Below are 19,211 nucleotides of genomic sequence, written 5' to 3'. Positions count from 1 at the left end.
GCATACAAGGTGCAACAGATTCACGCAGCAGAGGAACCCGCATGAGCCACACTGAGGGTTGTTCCCGGCGCCGCTTGCTCACGCTGGCTGCCGGGGTTTCGGCGGTCCTGACCTTTGACCGGGCGTTGGCCACTGCCATCACACCGACTGCCACTTCGCCGAGCCAGGCAGGAGACCAGACCATGCAGACCCGCGCCATCCCTTCCAGCTCCGAGCTGTTGCCCATAGTGGGCGTGGGCACTTATCGCGGCTTTGACGTTGCTCCCGGCGATCCGGCTTATAAGCTATTGCCAGCAGTGCTCGACGAGCTGTTCAAAAAGGGTGGCACGTTGATCGACAGCTCGCCGATGTATGGCCGCGCCGAGCAAACTACTGGCGAGCTGCTATCGATTCACGAACCGCGTTCACCCGCGTTTCTGGCGACCAAGGTCTGGACCCGAGGGCGCAAGGAAGGTATCGCGCAGATGGAGGAATCCTTCCGTCTGCTGCGCACCGAACGCATCGACCTGATGCAGATCCACAATCTGCTGGACTGGCAGAGCCATCTGCCAATTCTGCGGGAATGGAAAGAACAGGGGCGCATTCGCTACATCGGCATCACCCATTACACGCCGTCGGCCTACGATGAAGTCGAAGCAGTGCTCAAGGCCGAACAACTGGATTTTTTGCAAATCAACTACGCCCTCGATGACCGTGGCGTGGAGAAACGCATTCTGCCGCTGTGCCGTGAACGCGGGGTGGCGGTGATCTGCAATCGGCCTTTTGGCGGCGGCGGGTTGCTCGCCCGTCTCAAGGTCAAGCCGTTGCCGGCCTGGGTCTCGGACGTGCAGGTCGACAGCTGGCCGCAACTGGCGTTGAAGTTCCTGCTGTCGCACCCGGCGGTGACCTGTGTGATTCCCGGCACCGGCAATCCGCGCTATATGGCCGACAACGCTGGTGCCGGGTTCGGGCCGATGCTCACCGATGCGCAGCGGCACCAGTTGATTGCGCTGCTGGGGTAGGCGGTCAACCGCGATACCGTAACGCCTCCACCAACAACGCGAACGCCGGCGCCGCCTGCCGTCGGCTCGGGTAGTACAGGTGGTAACCGGCAAACGTCGGGCACCAGTCTGCCAGCACTTGCACCAGACGCCCGTCGGCCAGATGCGGCGCGACGATATTTTCCGGAATGTAGCTGAGGCCGAAACCGTCGACTGCGGCGTCGAGTAGCGGGTAGACGCCATTCAGCGTGACTTGCCCGGACACTCGTACCTTGAGGCTTTCGTCACCCTTTTCGAACTCCCAGGTGTACAGCCCGCCGTTGGTGGGCAGGCGCAAGTTGTTGCAGGCGTGGTCAGTCAAGTCTCTTGGCGTTTGCGGGTGTGTACGGTTGGCGAAATAGGCCGGCGAGCCGACCACCGCCATGCGCATGTCGGGGCCGATGCGGGTGGCGATCATGCCTTGGGCCACGTCTTCGCCCAGCCGAATGCCGGCGTCGAAGCCTTGTCCGGCGATGTCGACGAAACCGTAATCGCAGATCACCTCGACGGCGATATCCGGGTACTGCGGCAGGAATTCCTTGAGCACCGGGCGCAGCAGCCAGTTCAGCGAATGGTCGGTGGCGCTGATGCGGATCCGGCCGGCCGGGGTTTCGCGCAGGTTGCTCAGGGCCGCCAGTTCCTGTTCGATCTCTTCGAAGCGCGGGCCGATGGTCTGCAGCAAATGTTCGCCGGCCTCGGTGGGTGAGACGCTGCGCGTGGTGCGGGTCAGCAGGCGCAGGCCCAGACGCGCCTCAAGGGCGCGGATGGTATGGCTGAGCGCCGATTGCGAGACGCCGAGTCTGGCCGCGGCTTTGGTGAAACTGCGCTCGCGGGCCACGGCGAGGAAGGCGAGCAGGTCACTGGCGTTTTCTCGAAGCATTGATGAGTGTCCTGCATAAGTTTTTTCGAATTCTAGTCGATTATCTGAAGAGTACGGCTCGGTAAAGTGCGGCTATTGATCACCGGAGACCATCGCCATGAACCCGATTGCCGCTTCTGCACTGACCCTGTCCTTACTTGCGGGTGAGGCCCAGGCCAACGAATCCCCGCGTGTCACTGTCACCCCCAACGGCTCGCAACCCTCGGCCCAAGGCCCGGCAGACTGGTTCACCGGCACTGTGCGTGTTGACGCGCCGTTCAAGGGCAGCGATGCCGCGCGTGTCAGCGGCGCCACGGTGACCTTCGAACCCGGCGCACGCACGGCGTGGCATACCCATCCGTTGGGTCAGACGTTGATCGTCACCGCCGGTTCAGGTTTTGTTCAAGAGTGGGGTCAGCCGGTTCGACAGATCCGTCCCGGCGATACGGTGTGGATCGCGCCGCAGGTGAAGCACTGGCATGGCGCCGCGCCGACCACAGCGATGACGCACATTGCGATTGCCGAAGTGCTGGACGGTGAAGTGGTGGAGTGGATGGAGCAGGTGAGTGCGGCACAGTACCCGAACTGATCTCTGTAGGAGCTGCCGCAGGCTGCGATCTTTTGATCTTGATCTTCAAAAAACAGATCAAAAGATCGCAGCCTGCGGCAGCTCCTACAGGGAGTCAGATCATCTCTGGCAAGGAAGAGAGAATCTTGTCCAGCGTAATCGGATACTCACGCACCCGCGCCCCGGTGGCGTTGTAGATCGCATTCGCTACCGCCGCGCTCACGCCGCAAATCCCCAGTTCCCCCACACCCTTGGCTTTCATCGGCGATGAAATCGGATCGGTCTCATCGAGGAAAATCACCTCCTGATGCGGGATGTCGGCATGCACCGGCACCTCGTATCCGGCCAGATCGTGATTGACGAAAAAGCCCAGCCGCTTGTCCACCGCCAGCTCTTCCATCAATGCCGCGCCGACGCCCATGGTCATCGCGCCGATCACTTGGCTGCGCGCGGCTTTCGGGTTGAGAATCCGACCTGCTGCGCACACCGCCAGCATGCGCCGCACGCGGACTTCGCCGGTCGCTGCATCCACCGCAACCTCCACGAAATGCGCGCCGAAAGTCGATTGCTGATACTGCTTGGCGAGGTCGGCGAACTCGATGCTGTCCTCGGCCTCGACCACGCCATCTTTTGCCGCATCACGCAGCGGCAGGGTCTTGCCGCCGGCGCGCACCTGACCGTCAGCAAACTCGACGTCACTACCGCTCATGCCCAGCTTCGTCGCCACCGCTTCACGCAGTTTCATGCACGCGGCATACACCCCGGCAGTCGAGCAGTTGCCGCCGAACTGGCCACCGGAGCCGGACGATACCGGGAAAGTCGAATCCCCCAGATGCACGCTGACATCCGCCAGGTCCACGCCCATCATCTCGGCCGCGGTCTGGGCGATGATGGTGTAGCTGCCGGTGCCGATGTCGGTCATGTCGGTTTCCACCGTGACCTTGCCGTCGCGCTCCAGCCGCACCCGGGCGCCGGACTTCAGCAGCAGGTTGTTGCGAAACGCGGCGGCGACGCCCATGCCGATCAGCCAGCGGCCTTCGCGACGACTACCGGGTGTGGCGTTGCGCTGGTTCCAGCCGAATTTCTCGGCGCCGGTCTGCAGGCATTCGATCAGCCGTCGCTGGGAGAACGGACGCTCGGTTTTCACCGGATCGACCTGGGTGTCATTGAGGATGCGGAACTGCACCGGGTCGAGCTTGAGCTGCTCGGCCATTTCGTCCATGGCGATCTCCAGCGCCATCAGCCCCGGCGCTTCACCCGGCGCGCGCATGGAATTGCCTTCGGGCAGATCCAGCGGCGCCCGGCGCATGGTCACCCGGCGGTGTTCCCCGGCATAAAGCAACTGGCTCGGCTGCGCGGCGACTTCGACCTTGCCGTCCTTGAGGTTGCCCGACCAGCCTTCGTGAGCGATGGCGCTGAGCTTGCCGTCCGCCGTCGCGCCCATCCGAATGCGCTGGATCGTGGCCGGGCGGTGGGTGGTGTTGTTGGCCATTTGCGGGCGGGCGAGGGCGACTTTCACCGGGCGGTTGGCCAGGCGCGCACCGAGGGCGGCGAGGATCGCGTCGGCACGAATGAACAGTTTGCCGCCGAAGCCGCCGCCAATGTATGGCGAGATCAGGCGCACGTTCTCCTTGGGCAGGCCAAGGGTAGTGGCGACGTCGCCGACGCTCCAGGCGATCATCTGATTGGAGGTCCACAAAGTCAGATGATCACCTTTCCACGCGGCCAGGGTCGCGTGCGGCTCCATCATCGCGTGGGACTGATCTGGAGTGGTGTAGGTCTGGTCGAACTGCACCGGCGCGGCGGCGAAGGCCTTGTCGAAATCGCCGTGAGTGACGTCGGGCAATTCGTCGTCTTCGACACCCTGGTCGCGCACGTTGGCCAGCTCGAACTCGCCTTTGGCCGCGACGTAATCGACCTTGACCAGTTGCGCTGCGGCGCGGGCCTGTTCGAAGGTCTCGGCGACCACCAGCGCCACGGCCTGGTGATAGTGCTGCACCTCGGGCCCGGCGAGCAGCGGTGCCGCGTTGTATTGGCCTTTGCCGAGCTTGACGGCATTGGCGGCGGTGACGATCGCCAGCACGCCGGGCGCGGCTTCGGCGGCGTCGAGATCGATGTGGCTGATGCGGCCCTTGGCGATGGCCGAGCCGACCATGAAGCCGTAGGCCTGATTCGCCACGGCCTCGTGCTGCTCGTAGGCATAGGGCGCCTGTCCGCTGGTTTTCAGCGGGCCTTCAATGCGGTCGGTGGGTTTGCCGACGACCTTGAGCTGGTCAATCGGGTTGGTGGTGGCGGGCGTGTCGAACTTCATGCTTCATCCCTCGCTTGCGCCAACACCGAGCCGAGCGTGCGCTCGACCAGGGTCAGTTTGAATTGGTTGTCGTGGGTTGGCGTGGCACCGTCGAGCAAGCGTTCGCTGACGGCTTTTGCGCCTTTGGGCAGCAACGCGTCGGCGTCTTCGACCCGCCACGGTTTCGGCGCAATACCGCCGACCGCCACACGGCCGCTGCCGTCCTTTTGCAGGATCAGACCGACCGATACCAGCGCGAAAGCGTACGACGAGCGATCGCGCACCTTGTGATAGATGTGCGTGCCGCCGACCGGCGCCGGCAGGGTCACTGCGGTAATGAACTCGCCTGCTGTGAGGCTGGTTTCGATGTTCGGCGTGTCGCCCGGCAGTTGATGGAAATCGGCGATGGCGATGCTGCGGGTGCTGCCGTCCGGCTTCACCGTTTCAACCTGCGCATCGAGGGCGCGCATGGCAATCGCCATGTCACTCGGGTGAGTCGCGATGCAGGCGTCGCTGACGCCGATCAGCCCCAATTGCCGACTGACCCCGCCAATCGCCGCGCAGCCACTGCCGGGCTGGCGTTTGTTGCAGGCCTGATTGACGTCGTAGAAGTACGGGCAGCGGGTGCGTTGCAGCAGGTTGCCGGCGGTGCTCGCCATGTTGCGTAACTGGCCCGAGGCACCGGCGAGCAGGGCGCGGGAAAGCAGTCCGTAGTCTTTGCGCACGCGGCTGTCAGCGGCCAGGTCGGTGTTGCGCACCAGCGCGCCGATGCGCAATCCGCCTTCAGGCGTGGCTTCGATCTGATCGAGGCCCAGGTGGTTGACGTCGATCAGGTGCAGCGGGGTTTCGATGTCGAGTTTCATCAGGTCCAGCAGGTTGGTGCCACCGGCGATGAACTTCGCGCCTTCGACCTGTGCCGCCAGCGCTGCGGCTGCGGCAGGGGAGTCGGCGCGGCTGTAATTGAACGGTCTCATGCTGGCACCTGCGCGACTTCAGTGATGGCTTCGATGATGTTCGAGTAGGCGCCGCAGCGGCAGATGTTGCCGCTCATGCGTTCCTGGAATTCGCTGGCGATCAGTTGCGGCGCTTCGGTCAGGCTCGGGCTGGCGTGGCTGGGAATGCCCTCGCGGATTTCCTTTAGCACCGCCACCGCCGAACAGATCTGCCCCGGCGTGCAATAGCCGCACTGGTAGCCGTCATGCTTGATGAACGCGGCCTGCATCGGGTGCAGGTTGTCGGGCATGCCCAGGCCTTCGATGGTGGTGATCTCGCTGCCTTCATGCATCACCGCAAGCGTCAGGCAGGAGTTGATCCGGCGGCCGTCGGCGATGACGGTGCAGGCACCGCACTGGCCGTGGTCGCAGCCTTTTTTGCTGCCGGTCAGGTGCAGGTGCTCGCGCAGGGCGTCGAGCAGGGTGGTGCGGTTGTCCACCTCAAGGGCTTGGGGTTTACCGTTGACGTTGATCGTCAGTTTGGCCATGGCGGGTTGCTCCAGACTGGCCGCGTAGGCCTTGAGGCTAATGAAGGGGGGCATTGCAAACGCGGTGGCGGTCACCGCGCCGAGGATCAGGAATCTTCGTCGGGAAATCGTCATGCTTCGATTCCTCTCTGGCTTAATCAGGACGGCAGGGATTGAAGGGCCCAAACGGGCGCGCCGGCATGTTTACCGGTCTCGTTCTTGGAATGACCTGCGCGGAGGGGAAAAGGTTTTTGCGGATTTGCGCTATAGAGTTATGCGCATGGCTCATCAATTGGCTGGGCAATGCTTAACCTTGTGGGAGCTGGCTTGCCAGCGATGAGGTCGTGTCAGTCAGCCTTTCGCTTAAATGACACACCGCCATCGCGGGCAAGCCCGCTCCCACAGAGTTTGTGATCAATGCCCGCCAACCACCATGTGCGTAAACGGCGCCACATACGCCTGCAATGTCACCAGCCCGCCCACCAGGATGGCCAGCACGATCGAGTGGAAGAACACGTAGCGCAGAATCTCGCCCTCATGCCCATACCAGCGGGTGGCGGTGGAGGCGACCACGATCGATTGCGCATCGACCATTTTGCCCATCACCCCGCCGGAACTGTTGGCTGCGGCCATCAGTACCGGGCTGATGCCGAGCTGTTCCGAGGTCACCCGTTGCAGTCCGCCGAACAGCACGTTCGAGGCCGTGTCCGAACCGGTCAACGCGACGCCGAGCCAGCCGAGCAGAGTGCCGAACATCGGGTAGAACACCCCGGTCGCGGCAAACGCCAGACCCATGGTGGCGTCCAGTCCGGAATAACGCGTGAGAAATCCCAGCGCCAGCATCGCGGCAATGGTGATCAGCGAAAACCGCACCACCCACAACGTGCGCAGGTATTGCTTGATCAGTTGCGGGATCGAATAGCCCATCAGCAGCCCGCCGACAATCGCCGCCAGCAGGATGCCGCTGCCGGTGGCAGTGAACCAGGTGAACTTGTAGATCGCCTCTTCGGCTTTCGGCGCCGGCACCACCGGTGGGACTTTCTGCACTTGCAGGTGCAGGGTGGTAAAGGTCAGCGCCGGCGAGAAAATCGGATTGGCCTCATTCAGCGGTTTGCCTTGCGCATCAAGTTTCACCGAATGGGTTACCGGATCCAGCGCCGGGCGCACGTCGAAGATGTTCTTGAAGCCCTGGGTGCCCCAGGCAAACACGAACACCGTGAGGATGATCCACGGCATCCACGCACGCATCACCGCCGGGCGCGCCTGATCGCTGAAGGCGCCGCTGGCGGTGACTTTTTCTTCCTCGACCCGGGAGTTGTCGACCCGCCCGGACAGGGCGGCCGAGGTGTACACCGTCGCCGGTTTCCAGACCCGCAGAAACAGGGTCAGGCAGGCCATGGAAATCAGCGCGGCGATCACGTCCACCAGCATCGGCCCGTGGTAGTTCGACACGAGGAACTGCGGCACCGCGAAGCTGACCCCGGCCACCAGAATCGCCGGCCAGATCTCCAGCATCTTGCGCCACCCGGCAAACGCCCAGATCAGCCAGAACGGTACCAGCACCGAGAAAAACGGCAGCTGCCGACCGACCATCATCGACAGCTCCATCTCGTCCAGCCCGGTGACCTTGGCCAAGGTGATGATCGGCGTGCCGAGGGCGCCGAACGCCACCGGTGCGGTGTTGGCAATCAGCGCCAGCCCCGAGGCGGCCAACGGCGAAAAACCGAGGCCGATCAGAATCGCCCCGGTCACCGCCACCGGCGTGCCGAACCCGGCCGCGCCTTCGAAAAACGCGCCGAAGCAGAACGCGATCAGCAGCAACTGCAAACGCCGGTCATCGGTGATTCGCGCCAGGGAATCCTGCAGCACTTTGAATGAGCCGTTCTCGGTGGTCAGGCGATGCAGAAAGATGATGTTGAGCACGATCCAGCCGATCGGCAGCAAGCCATTGGCCGCACCGAACAGCGCCGCCGAACCGGCCATGCTCGCCGGCATGCCGAAGGCGAAGATCGAGATGAGCAGGGCCGACGCCAACGCCAACAGAGCGGCCAGATGCGCCTTGACGTGAAAGAACGCCAGCGCCGCGAGCATCACCACCACCGGCACAGCAGCCATGAGCGTGGAGATCAACGGGTTGCCGAACGGGTCGTAAATTTGCTGCCAGACCATGGTCCACCTCTGCTTGTTGTTATCGAGGCGCAGATCCGTTGCGTGGGAGTCGCTAAGCAGCAGTATAGGTGGCATTTCGCCGCTGCCCGGATGCTGGCGGCGGGCCGATCAACGGTCGTGGTCGGGCAGTGAATCAAAGTCCTTTTGTCCGGTCGTATCAGCGGCTGCGCGCACTGCGTCCTGAAGGCGCGGGCAGTGACAGCCGTTCCGTGGTCAAGACTTTGGTGTTAGGGAAGTTTGAATGAAGCGTGCAACAACCTTGCTGTTGACGATATCCGCTGCTGTTTTGCTGGCTGGCTGTGTGGCGGACTTTGATGATGATCATCGCCACGGACGACATTACGACCGTGATCACGGTCGCTATTACGACCATGACCGGCGTTGGGATGACCGCGACGATGGTAGTCGCGACGGGCGTCGTTACTATCGTGATCGCGACGATGACTGAGTAGAAATCAAAAGGGCGTTCCCGCGACGGGAACGCCCTCGGCGATTAAAAATGAGCGCTCGCCCGGACGCTGGAATGCGCAGGCGCGGTGGCCTCGAGATCCAGCAAATGGGTGGCGAGTATGTCGCTCAGAAAGCGGAACTGATCGTTGATGCCGACCACTTCATTGCTGAAATGATTGCTCGCGGCGGGCATCAGCACATCATCGAAATCTTCGTTGAACAGCAGCGCCTGGGTCTTGCGCGAGACGACTTGCTGGTCGTAGTAGTTGCTGCCGAACACCGGGAAGCTCACGGAGAGGGTGATGGTGCGAATCATGATGGGTACTCCTCGTTGCGTCTCGGATGGGTGAATCGTGCCTTCGCCGGGCGGCGGGCGGAAGGCAATCGTGGCGATGGTGAATATCGACGGCGTTGATGGTTGATGTTCTCCCCAGTAGGAGTGGGTTTGCTCCCACCTTGAAATGCGTTCCCCTGTGGGAGCGAGCCTGCTCGCGATGGGGCCAGCCTGGCCACAACCGACAAATGGCCCAATACCCGCACCTATACTCAAATCTGTTTTCCTCCATTCAAGGACTCCACCACCGTGAACCTGCGTGCGCTGGTCGTCGCCGCACTGTGTCTGCTGGCTGGCTGTGCCTCCTCGGCGCGGGCCCCGGTGGCGCCGCGAGCGGTGGTGGTGTCCCCGGCGACCTGGCAGCAGATCGATCGCGACATCGTCAGCGCCTCGCAGCAATCCACCGAGCAAGTCAAAGTATTTGCCCGGGGTTCGATGGAACATTGGCGCACTCGCGTCTATCAGCAAACTGAAGAAAATTTCATTCCGTGGTTCAGCAGCTACTGGACCCAGGAATGGCTGTCAATGAAGGTCAGTTGGTACACCATCAGTGCCGGCGGCGAACAGGACGCTTCGGCCAAGCGCCTGGCGAGCTATCTGCTTGAGCAATATCAGGAAAGGGTGCTGGAACCGGTGGCGGTGGAGATTGATCCGGACGCGATCCTCGGGCAGGCCACGGCGTTCTACGCGCAACTGATGGCCCGGCAGATGCCGCTCATCGCCCAGCGCTACGGCGTGCCGGTGGCCCAGCTCAACGGGCGTCTGCAGAAGGTCCCGGCGATTGCCCTCGGGCCGCCGCCGGCGCGGGATGCGTCGCTCTATCAGGTCATCAGCACCGAGCCGCTGAACACCTTGCCGGCGTATGCCGCGTTGATCGACAAGATCCACACCGAAGGCGGCAGCAAGGGCATCGCTTCGACCGACGCCGGCATGGCCCCCGTGGCCAAACGCGCCAGCCAGCGGATGGAGGCGGAAATGGCTCCGCGCGGTGCGGCCAGTGCGGTGGCGGCTGCGGCGGGCAAGTTGGTCGGCGGGGTGATCTCGATCGGCGTGGCGGGCATCCGCGCGATCATCCAGGCCAACGACCGGCCCGACAGCGAAGCGCTGATTCGCAGCAGCCTGGGCAGCACGTTCGACAAGGCCTGGGCGAAACTGCTGCAGAACCCGACCACCGGGGTCATGGCCGGAACCCTGCATATCGCCGGGCAGGTCGAGGGCAGCCTTGGCGGGGGCGAACAACCGTCGGTCGGGCAGGGCGTGAATCGTGTCGAATGGCAACCGCCGCAATCGACTACCCGGCAGATCGAACCCAACGTGCAAGGAGAGTGATCATGGCTTACATCGATATTTTTGTAGCACCCGTGCCGAATGCCAATCGCGAACAGTACAAAAAACACTGTGAGATCGCCGCGAAACTGTTCAAGGAATACGGAGCGAAGGAGGTGGTTCAGTGCTGGGGCGATGACGTGCCGGAAGGCAAAGTCACGTCATTCCCGATGGCGGTAAAACTCAAGGACGGCGAGACGGTGTCGTCCGGCTGGCTGATCTGGCCCGACAAAGCCACCCGCGATGCCGGTATGGCAAAGATGATGGAAGACCCGCGCATGCAACCGGACGTCAATCCCATGGGGTTTGATGGACAGCGGATGATCTTTGGTGGTTTCAAGAACATTCTTGAAGCCTGAAACTCACCAGATTCCGTGTAGGAGTGAGCCTGCTCGCGATGGCGGTGTGTCAGTCAGCGGGTTTGCAAAATGTGCCGGCCTCTTCGCGGGCAAGCCACGCTCCCACAGGGTTTTGCGGATGGCGACGATCATGGGCACGCCACAAATCCAGTGTGGGAGCGGGCTTGCTCGCGAAAGCGGCGTGTCAGGCAATGTGAGGCTGAATGTGCGGACGCTTTCGCGAGCAGGCTCGCTCCCACATGGGGTGGTGGTCACTCCGGAGTGGGGGTGATACGGCAGCCTTTGCGGTTGCGAATCTGCTCTTCCGTGGGCCGTTCGCGGACGAATTCGAAACGCGGTTCACCTTCGCTGTAATGCACCAGCCAGCCCCATTCCAGCTCGCTTTCATCCTGCCCTGGGCTGGGTGGCCGGGCCCACCACGGTTCTTTGCTGAGGATCTCGCGCATGGCGACCTCCGGTTCGATGGCAATCCTTGAACTATAGCCGGGCGTCGCCAGTCGTCAGAGGAGCCTGTGTAGAATCGGCTGATCGACGAGCGAAGGAGTTGGCCCATGACCGATGATGCGCGCAGGGATGAACCGTTCAAGCGACTGTTTTTTGCCCTCGACTGCCCGCCACCGCAACGCAAGGCCATTGCCCAGTGGCGCGGCGAGCTGGGGTTGCGCACCGGCAAAGCGGTGCCGGCGGATAACTTTCACCTGACGCTGCTGTTCCTCGGTGCCGTACCGCTGGCGCAGATCAATGAAGTCTGCGAGGTCGCCGGCAAGGTGCGCACGCCGGGTGAACCATTGAAGATCTTGCTGGATCGTCTGCAGGTCTGGCATCGGGCCGGAATTCTGTCTCTGGCGCCGGAACAGGCGCCTGCGGCGCTGTTGCGTCTGGTGTATGCGCTGGAGCAGGAGATGCTGCCGTTCGGCTTCGAAGAATCACCACGCGAGTTTCGCCCGCACCTGACCCTGGCCCGTGACTATCGAACAGAGGCGCCGGAATCCACCACGCCGCCGGAATTCTTCCTGCGCGCCGAGCGCTTTGCCTTGTTCGAATCGCACAAGGGCCGCTACCGGATTCTGCAGGATTGGCCGCTGAATTGAGCGCAGAAAAAAAGGCGCCCGAGGGCGCCTGAAATTCACCTGAGCCGAGGGAGCCAGGTGAGGCCGTTCATTGCAGGGTGCAGCGGTGGTAAGGCGCTGCGTGAACGGGAAATCGAAAGTCAGACACAGACCCTGTGGGAGCGAGCCTGCTCGCGAAGGCGTCGGCACATTCAGCATTTTGGTTAACTGAACCACCACTTTCGCGAGCAGGCTCGCTCCCACATTTTTTGATTTGCAGTGAATTATTTACCGAGCTTCACCCGGGTCCAGCCGCGGGTCATGATCCGTTGGGTGGCAATCGGCTGATCCGGCACCGCATATAACGTCGCCATCACCGTCTGCGACGGATACGACCCCGGGTCGTTGCGGATCGCTTCGTCCACCAGTGGCGTAGCGGCCGAGTTGGCGTTGCTGTAGCCGTTGCTGTTGGTGATCTCGGCGATGATGTCCGGGCGCATCAGGAAGTTCATGAACAGGTAGGCGTTCTCTACGTTGGCGGCATCGCGCGGGATGGCGACCATGTCGTAGAAGCTGCCGGCGCCTTCCTTTGGAATGCTGTAGTCGATCTGCACTTTGTTGCCGGCTTCCACCGCGCGGGCCTTGGCCTGCAGCACGTCACCGGAGTAACCGACCGCCACGCAGATATTGCCGTTGGCCAGGTCCGAGATGTACTTCGAGGAATGGAAGTACGCCACGTACGGGCGGATCTTCATGAACAGCGCTTCGGCTTCGAGAATGTGCGCCTTGTCCTTGTCGTTCACCGGATAGCCCAGATAGTGCAGGGCGGCCGGGATCATTTCGGTCGGCGAGTCGAGGAAACTGATGCCACAGGCTTTCAGCTTCTCGGCGTTTTCCGGCTTGAACAGCAAGTCCCAAGAGTTGGTCGGGGCCTTGGCGCCGAGCACTTCCTTGACCTTGTCCGGGTTGTAGCCGATGCCGATCGAGCCCCACATGTACGGGAACGCGTGAGCGTTGTCCGGATCACTGGCGGCGGCGTTTTTCAGCAGCACCGGGTTGAGATTCTTCCAGTTCGACAGCTTGGATTTGTCGAGCGGCTGATAGACCCCGGCCTTGATCTGCTTGGCCAGGAAACTGTTGGACGGCACGACAATGTCGTAACCGGATTTGCCCGCCAGCAAACGCGCCTCGAGGGTCTCGTTGCTGTCGAACACGTCGTAGGTCACCTGGATGCCGGTCTCGTCTTCGAACTTCTTGACGGTGTCCGGCGCGATGTAATCGGACCAGTTGTAAACACGCAGCACCTTGTCGTTGGCCTGGACGCCCGTGGCGATTGCGCCCATTAAGGACAGTGTCAGCAGAGTCCTGCCAAACATTTTCATCGGTGAAACTCCATTCTTTTTATTCAAAAACACAAACCGGGTGTACGTAAAACCTGTGGCGAGGGAGCTTGCTGTGGTGAGGGGATTTATCCCCGATGGGTCGCGAAGCGGCCCCAAGCCAGGCACTTGCGGTGTAACAGGGACACCGCATGCAATGGTTTGGCGACTGCTTCGCAGCCGATCGGGGATGAATCCCCTCACCACAGTGTTCATCGGTGTTGCTTAGGCGGTGGCTGCGCGCTGAGGCTGCCACGCCTCATTCGCTGTCTGATCCATCGCTTCCTGAATCGCTTTCTTGCGGTTGGCTTCTGCCTTGCGACCGAAGTACCAGACCAGGAAGGTCACCAGCGACACCGCCAGCAGAATCAGGCTGGCCACGGCGTTGATCTCAGGCTTCACGCCCAGACGTACCGCCGAGAACACTTCCATCGGCAGCGTGGTCGAACCCGGACCTGAGACGAAGCTCGCCAGCACCAGGTCGTCCAGCGACAGGGCGAACGACATCATTCCGCCCGCTGCCAGCGACGGCGCGATCATTGGAATGGTGATCAGGAAAAACACCTTGAACGGCTTGGCCCCCAGATCCATCGCGGCTTCTTCGATCGACAGATCCAGCTCCCGCAGGCGGGCGGAGACTACCACCGCCACATAGGCGGCACAAAACGTGGTGTGGGCGATCCAGATCGTGACGATGCCACGCTCCTGCGGCCAGCCGATCAACTGCGCCATCGCCACGAACAGCAGCAACAGCGACAGACCGGTGATCACCTCAGGCATCACCAGTGGCGCCGTCACCAGACCGCCAAACAGCGTGCGACCCTTGAAGCGCGTCACTCGCGTCAGCACGAAGGCGGCGAGGGTGCCCAACGCCACTGCGGCAATCGCGGTGTAGCAGGCGATTTCCAGCGAGCGCACCACCGAGCCCATCAGTTGCGTGTTGTCGAGCAGGCCGACGTACCACTTCACCGACCAGCCGCCCCACACCGTCACCAGTTTTGAGGCGTTGAACGAGTAGATCACCAGAATCAGCATCGGCAGATAGATGAACATCAGGCCGAAGATCAACATGAACTTGGAAAAACCGAAGCGTTTCATCCCCGTGCCTCCATCTCTTTGGCCTGGCTGCGGTTGAACAGCAGAATCGGCACAATCAGGATCAACAGCATCACCACCGCCAGCGCAGACGCCACCGGCCAGTCGCGGTTATTGAAGAACTCTTGCCACAGCACGCGACCGATCATCAGCGTCTCCGGGCCACCCAGCAATTCGGGGATCACGAACTCGCCGACCACCGGAATGAACACCAGCATGCAGCCAGCAATGATGCCGTTCTTGGCCAGCGGCACGGTGATTTTCCAGAAGTTGTTGAAGTTGCTCGAACCCAGATCCGACGCGGCTTCCAGCAGGCTGCCATCGTGCTTCACCAGGTTGGCGTACAGCGGCAGCACCATGAATGGCAGGTACGCATACACCACGCCGATATACACCGCGGTGTTGGTGTTGAGGATCTCGATCGGGTGATCGGTGAGCCCGGTCCACATCAGAAACGCGTTGAGCAGACCGTTGTTGCTGAGGATGCCCATCCACGCGTAAACACGGATCAGGATCGCGGTCCAGGTCGGCATCATGATCAACAGCAGCAGGACGTTTTGCGCTTCCTTGCTCGCTTTGGTGATCGCATAGGCCATCGGGAAACCGATCACCAGGCACATCAGCGTGCTCAGCGCCGCGACCTTCAGCGAACCGAGGTAGGCCGACAGGTACAGCTCGTCTTCGCCGAGCATGGTGTAGTTGCCGATGTTGAGCATCAGCTGGAATTTCTGTTCGGCGTAGGTGTAGATCTCCGAGTACGGCGGGATCGACAGCGCGGCTTCCGAGAAGCTGATCTTCATCACCAGGAAGAACGGCAACATGAAGAACAGGAACAGCCAGATGAACGGGATGCCGATGACGAACTTTCGCCCGCTGGGCACCAGGCGCAGGAATTGCTGATTGAAGGTTCTCATGAGCGCAGTACCACGCCGCTATCGTCTTCCCACCAGACGTAGACCTTGTCGTCCCAGGTCGGACGCGCGCCACGGCGTTCGGCGTTGGCCATGAACGACTGGACGATCTTGCCGCCGGGCAGTTCGACGTAGAACACCGAGTGGCCGCCGAGGTAGGCGATGTCATGCACCTTGCCTTCGGACCAGTTGTAGCGCGTCTCTGGCTTGAGGGTGCTGACGAGCATTTTTTCCGGACGGATCGCGTAGGTGATCGACTTGTCCTGCACCGACGTGCTGACGCCGTGGCCGACGTAGATCTTCTGCTGCAGATCCGGGCTGTGGATGATCGCGTGACCTTCAAGGTCTTCCACCACGGTGCCATCGAAGGCGTTCACGTTGCCGATGAATTCGCAGACCATGCGGCTGACCGGTGCTTCATAGATGTCCACCGGGCTGCCGATCTGGGCGATCCAGCCGAGGTGCATGATCGCGATGCGCTCGGCCATGGTCATGGCCTCTTCCTGGTCGTGGGTCACCATCACGCAGGTCACGCCGACGCGCTCGATGATCTCGACCAGTTCCAGTTGCATCTGCGAACGCAGTTTTTTATCCAGCGCGCCCATCGGTTCGTCGAGCAGCAACAGCTTCGGACGTTTAGCGAGGGAGCGGGCAAGGGCGACGCGCTGGCGCTGACCGCCGGACAACTGATGGGGTTTGCGTTTGGCGTATTGGGTCATGTGCACCAGGCGCAGCATCTCTTCGACACGGGCATCGATTTCGCTGGCCGGCAAACGGTCCTGCTTGAGGCCGAAGGCGATGTTCTGCGCCACAGTCATGTGCGGGAACAGCGCGTAGGACTGGAACATCATGTTGATCGGCCGCTCGTACGGCGGCATGTCGGTGATGTCCACGCCGTCGAGCAGAATCCGCCCTTCGGTCGGGCGCTCGAAACCGGCGAGCATGCGCAGCAGGGTCGATTTGCCCGAGCCGGAGCCACCGAGCAGGGCAAATATTTCGCCCTGATGGATCTCCAGGGACACATCGTCCACTGCCGTGGTTTCGTCGAACTTCTTGGTGACACGATCGACTTTCACCAGAACCTTTTTCGGTTGCTGGTGGCCTTCAAGTGCCTTCCGGTAAGTGCTGGAGGCGTTTGCCATGTGAAACTCCCAACAGGTTTCGTTCGCTCGGCCAACGTGGCCGGGCTTAAGTGGATTGCAAGCCTGTAAGCGCAATTTCAGTCATTACATATCCCCCTGTAGGAGTGAGCCTGCTCGCGATGAGGCCATCTCAGTCGACATCTCTGTTGACTGGTCTACTGCTATCGCGAGCAGGCTCACTCCTACAGGGGAATTGCGCATGCCTGACTGACCTTGCGCTGCCGAGGGCTTGTTCGGCGCCGCCGTCCTGGCTGCCTGGGTCGTACTTGTTGTTATTACGGTTTGTTGTTTTCACGGATGACGGATGCGCACACGCGCAACCGCCGACCCCGTGGGGGCAGTAAACAGTTTTGAAATCCTGGGTGGTGTCAGCGCTGGTTGCGTCGCGCTGCCCGTTGCCGGCAGGCCTCGCCGAATGCCTGGAAAATCTTCAGGTAGTTCGGGTTGTCCAGCACCTGCCATTCCGGGTGCCATTGCACGCCGAGGGCGAATGTCGGGCTGTGCTCGACCGAGATCGCCTCGATCAGGCCATCCGGCGCCACCGCTTCGGCACGCAGGCCGGGCGCGAGGCGGTCGATGCCCTGGCTGTGAATCGAGTTGACCTGGAACTCGCCCGGCAACGCCAGCGCTTCGAACACACCGCCCGCCAGCACGCTCACGGCATGCGCCGGTGCGTATTGCACGGCCACGTCCGGGCTGTCGGCTTCACGGTGATCGAGCATGCCCGGCAGCTCATGCACTTTCTGGTGCAGGCTGCCGCCGAACGCCACGTTCATTTCCTGGAAGCCACGGCAAATGCCGAGCACCGGAACGCCCGCGGCAATGGCTGCACGCAATAAAGGAAGGGTAGTGGCGTCCCGCGCCGGATCGTGATCCGTACCGGGTTCGCTGGCCGGGCCTTGATAGTGGAAGGGCTCCACGTTCGAGGGTGAGCCGGTCAGCAACAGACCGTCGAGTTGACCGAGCAGGTCTTCGATTTCAGTCAGTTTGCCAAGGGAAGGAATGACCACTGGAAGACCCTGAGCGCCAACGCTGACAGCACGTACGTACTTGTCGCCGCTGATGTGATAGGGGTGCAGGCCAATCTGTTTGACGCACGCAGTAACGCCGATCAATGGCTTGAATGCCATTTTTATTCACCTCGAAGTTTGACACTTGAACGAGCTTTTCCGGAGCTTAGCCTCGTTGATTTTAATTAACAACTGCCATGTAAAAAATTCTAAACGCCGTTCATCCAATCTTCATGATTCCAGGCCTTGCGGCGCCTGCATTGGCACGTGAGTGTTAAAAAAAGCCCGAAAAATAAACGCTGAGCGGCCAGGTGTTCGCTATTGACTTCACTTTGCCTTTCGGATTGACTGGCTCGGCGAAACAGCAGTGAACATAATAATTAACAGCTAAATAGGTGCATCATGTCGGTCCCTCTGCGTGCCGTTCAACTCAACGAAGCAAACGCATTCCTTAAGAAACATCCTGAGGTTTTGTACGTCGACCTTCTGATTGCAGACATGAACGGTGTGGTGCGCGGCAAGCGCATCGAGCGCACCAGTCTTCACAAGGTTTACGAGAAAGGCATCAACCTGCCGGCCTCGCTCTTCGCCCTCGACATCAATGGCTCCACGGTGGAAAGCACCGGTCTGGGCCTGGACATCGGCGACGCCGACCGCATCTGCTACCCGATCCCTGGCACCCTGAGCATCGAGCCGTGGCAGAAGCGCCCTACCGCACAACTGCTGATGACCATGCACGAGATCGAGGGCGAGCCGTTCTTCGCCGACCCGCGTGAAGTGCTGGCCAACGTGGTGCGCAAGTTCGATGAACTGGGCCTGACCATCTGCGCCGCGTTCGAACTGGAGTTCTACCTGATCGACCAGGACAACGTGAACGGCCGTCCGCAGTCGCCACGTTCGCCGGTGTCCGGCAAGCGCCCGGTGTCGACTCAGGTGTATCTGATCGACGATCTCGACGAATACGTCGACTGCCTGCAAGACATTCTGGAAGGCGCGAAAGAGCAGGGCATTCCGGCTGACGCCATCGTCAAGGAAAGCGCCCCGGCGCAGTTCGAAGTCAACCTGCATCACGTCTCCGACCCGATCAAGGCTTGCGACTACGCGGTGCTGCTCAAGCGTCTGGTGAAGAACATCGCCTACGACCACGAGATGGACACCACCTTCATGGCCAAGCCGTATCCGGGCCAGGCGGGCAACGGTCTGCACGTGCACATTTCGATCCTGGACAAAGAAGGCAACAACATCTTCGCCAGCGAGGATCCCGAGCAGAACGCCGCGCTGCGCCACGCGATCGGCGGTGTGCTGGAGACCCTGCCTGCGCAAATGGCGTTCCTGTGCCCGAACGTCAACTCGTACCGCCGCTTCGGCGCGCAGTTCTACGTGCCGAACTCGCCGAGCTGGGGCATCGACAACCGCACCGTTGCGGTACGTGTACCGACCGGTTCGGCTGACGCCGTGCGCATCGAACATCGCGTGGCCGGTGCCGACGCCAACCCGTACCTGCTGATGGCTTCGGTACTGGCCGGCATTCACCACGGCCTGACTAACCAGATCGAGCCGGGCGCGCCGGTTGAAGGCAACAGCTACGAGCAGAACGAACAGAGCCTGCCAAACAACCTGCGCGACGCGTTGCGCGAGCTGGACGACAGCGAAGTCATGGCCAAGTACATCGACCCGATGTACATCGACGTGTTCGTCGCGTGCAAGGAAAGCGAGCTGGCCGAGTTCGAGAACTCGATTTCCGACCTTGAGTACAACTGGTATCTGCATACCGTCTGATTTGCAGACCAAC

General features: G+C 61.5%; 19 protein-coding genes. 7 read left to right on the top strand and 12 right to left on the bottom strand.

Annotation, left to right across the window (positions count from 1 at the left end; genetic code table 11):
• The first annotated feature begins 41 nt into the window (after positions 1–41).
• On the top strand, positions 42–1,001 hold the full coding sequence (locus AC3WMV_RS08080; protein WP_178085229.1) for an aldo/keto reductase: 960 nt from the start codon (positions 42–44) through the stop codon (positions 999–1,001).
• Positions 1,002–1,005: 4 nt separating this feature from the next.
• On the opposite strand, the gene AC3WMV_RS08075 is transcribed toward AC3WMV_RS08080, so the two are convergent.
• Positions 1,006–1,899, bottom strand: a complete 894-nt coding sequence (locus tag AC3WMV_RS08075) for a LysR family transcriptional regulator (protein ID WP_103367700.1) — start codon at positions 1,897–1,899, stop codon at positions 1,006–1,008.
• Between the two features lie 97 nt (positions 1,900–1,996).
• On the opposite strand from AC3WMV_RS08075, the gene AC3WMV_RS08070 reads away from it, so the two are divergent.
• A complete protein-coding gene (locus AC3WMV_RS08070; protein WP_103367701.1) occupies positions 1,997–2,467 on the top strand; it encodes a (R)-mandelonitrile lyase in 471 nt (156 codons plus the stop codon).
• 94 nt (positions 2,468–2,561) lie between these two features.
• Here the strand turns inward: AC3WMV_RS08070 and paoC are convergent, their stop codons facing one another.
• The 4 genes from paoC to AC3WMV_RS08050 all read right to left on the bottom strand — a co-directional run bounded on the left by paoC (position 2,562) and on the right by AC3WMV_RS08050 (position 8,364).
• Positions 2,562–4,757, bottom strand: coding sequence for an aldehyde oxidoreductase molybdenum-binding subunit PaoC (paoC, locus tag AC3WMV_RS08065; protein ID WP_103367702.1), 2,196 nt, complete (start codon positions 4,755–4,757; stop codon positions 2,562–2,564).
• On the bottom strand, positions 4,754–5,710 hold the full coding sequence (locus AC3WMV_RS08060; RefSeq protein WP_103367703.1) for an FAD binding domain-containing protein: 957 nt from the start codon (positions 5,708–5,710) through the stop codon (positions 4,754–4,756). The genes paoC and AC3WMV_RS08060 overlap by 4 nt, the downstream gene beginning before the upstream one ends.
• Complete coding sequence (gene paoA / locus AC3WMV_RS08055) at positions 5,707–6,330, bottom strand: aldehyde dehydrogenase iron-sulfur subunit PaoA (protein WP_103367704.1); 624 nt, start codon at positions 6,328–6,330, stop codon at positions 5,707–5,709. Before paoA ends, AC3WMV_RS08060 begins: the two co-directional genes overlap by 4 nt.
• Positions 6,331–6,609: 279 nt before the next feature.
• A complete protein-coding gene (locus AC3WMV_RS08050; RefSeq protein ID WP_103367705.1) occupies positions 6,610–8,364 on the bottom strand; it encodes an L-lactate permease in 1,755 nt (584 codons plus the stop codon).
• Between the two features lie 241 nt (positions 8,365–8,605).
• Here AC3WMV_RS08050 and AC3WMV_RS08045 point away from each other — a divergent pair, with 241 nt between their 5' ends.
• A complete protein-coding gene (locus tag AC3WMV_RS08045; RefSeq protein WP_103367706.1) occupies positions 8,606–8,812 on the top strand; it encodes a hypothetical protein in 207 nt (68 codons plus the stop codon).
• Positions 8,813–8,857: 45 nt separating this feature from the next.
• Here the strand turns inward: AC3WMV_RS08045 and AC3WMV_RS08040 are convergent, their stop codons facing one another.
• Positions 8,858–9,130: a hypothetical protein gene (locus AC3WMV_RS08040; RefSeq protein WP_003226119.1), complete on the bottom strand. Its 273-nt coding sequence runs from the start codon at positions 9,128–9,130 to the stop codon at positions 8,858–8,860.
• 267 nt (positions 9,131–9,397) lie between these two features.
• On the opposite strand from AC3WMV_RS08040, the gene AC3WMV_RS08035 reads away from it, so the two are divergent.
• Together AC3WMV_RS08035 and AC3WMV_RS08030 are read left to right on the top strand one after the other, a co-directional pair.
• Positions 9,398–10,477 (top strand): hypothetical protein, encoded by a 1,080-nt coding sequence (locus tag AC3WMV_RS08035; protein WP_103367707.1) that lies wholly within the window; start codon positions 9,398–9,400, stop codon positions 10,475–10,477.
• Between the two features lie 2 nt (positions 10,478–10,479).
• Positions 10,480–10,833, top strand: a complete 354-nt coding sequence (locus AC3WMV_RS08030) for a DUF1428 domain-containing protein (protein WP_027611682.1) — start codon at positions 10,480–10,482, stop codon at positions 10,831–10,833.
• 251 nt (positions 10,834–11,084) lie between these two features.
• Here AC3WMV_RS08030 and AC3WMV_RS08025 read toward each other — a convergent pair whose 3' ends face one another.
• On the bottom strand, positions 11,085–11,279 hold the full coding sequence (locus tag AC3WMV_RS08025) for a hypothetical protein (protein WP_103367708.1): 195 nt from the start codon (positions 11,277–11,279) through the stop codon (positions 11,085–11,087).
• 105 nt (positions 11,280–11,384) lie between these two features.
• Between AC3WMV_RS08025 and thpR the strand changes: the two genes are divergently transcribed.
• Positions 11,385–11,924, top strand: coding sequence for an RNA 2',3'-cyclic phosphodiesterase (gene thpR, locus AC3WMV_RS08020; RefSeq protein ID WP_103367709.1), 540 nt, complete (start codon positions 11,385–11,387; stop codon positions 11,922–11,924).
• Positions 11,925–12,166: 242 nt separating this feature from the next.
• Here thpR and AC3WMV_RS08015 read toward each other — a convergent pair whose 3' ends face one another.
• From AC3WMV_RS08015 to AC3WMV_RS07995, 5 genes are all read right to left on the bottom strand, one after another.
• Positions 12,167–13,264 (bottom strand): polyamine ABC transporter substrate-binding protein, encoded by a 1,098-nt coding sequence (locus AC3WMV_RS08015; RefSeq protein WP_103367710.1) that lies wholly within the window; start codon positions 13,262–13,264, stop codon positions 12,167–12,169.
• Between the two features lie 222 nt (positions 13,265–13,486).
• Positions 13,487–14,359 (bottom strand): ABC transporter permease subunit, encoded by an 873-nt coding sequence (locus tag AC3WMV_RS08010; RefSeq protein ID WP_103367711.1) that lies wholly within the window; start codon positions 14,357–14,359, stop codon positions 13,487–13,489.
• On the bottom strand, positions 14,356–15,237 hold the full coding sequence (locus tag AC3WMV_RS08005) for an ABC transporter permease subunit (RefSeq protein WP_171061872.1): 882 nt from the start codon (positions 15,235–15,237) through the stop codon (positions 14,356–14,358). The genes AC3WMV_RS08010 and AC3WMV_RS08005 overlap by 4 nt, the downstream gene beginning before the upstream one ends.
• Before the next feature lie 29 nt (positions 15,238–15,266).
• Positions 15,267–16,409, bottom strand: coding sequence for a polyamine ABC transporter ATP-binding protein (potA, locus tag AC3WMV_RS08000; RefSeq protein ID WP_041073459.1), 1,143 nt, complete (start codon positions 16,407–16,409; stop codon positions 15,267–15,269).
• A 368-nt stretch (positions 16,410–16,777) separates the two neighbouring features.
• On the bottom strand, positions 16,778–17,539 hold the full coding sequence (locus AC3WMV_RS07995; RefSeq protein ID WP_027611688.1) for a gamma-glutamyl-gamma-aminobutyrate hydrolase family protein: 762 nt from the start codon (positions 17,537–17,539) through the stop codon (positions 16,778–16,780).
• 282 nt (positions 17,540–17,821) lie between these two features.
• Between AC3WMV_RS07995 and AC3WMV_RS07990 the strand changes: the two genes are divergently transcribed.
• Positions 17,822–19,198, top strand: coding sequence for a glutamine synthetase family protein (locus AC3WMV_RS07990; RefSeq protein WP_027611689.1), 1,377 nt, complete (start codon positions 17,822–17,824; stop codon positions 19,196–19,198).
• Positions 19,199–19,211: the final 13 nt, after the last annotated feature.

The sequence above is a fragment of the Pseudomonas sp. FW305-3-2-15-E-TSA4 genome (genome assembly GCF_058787295.1).
Note: the sequence above shows the minus strand (reverse complement) of the source record. Positions and strands in the feature narration are given on the sequence as shown.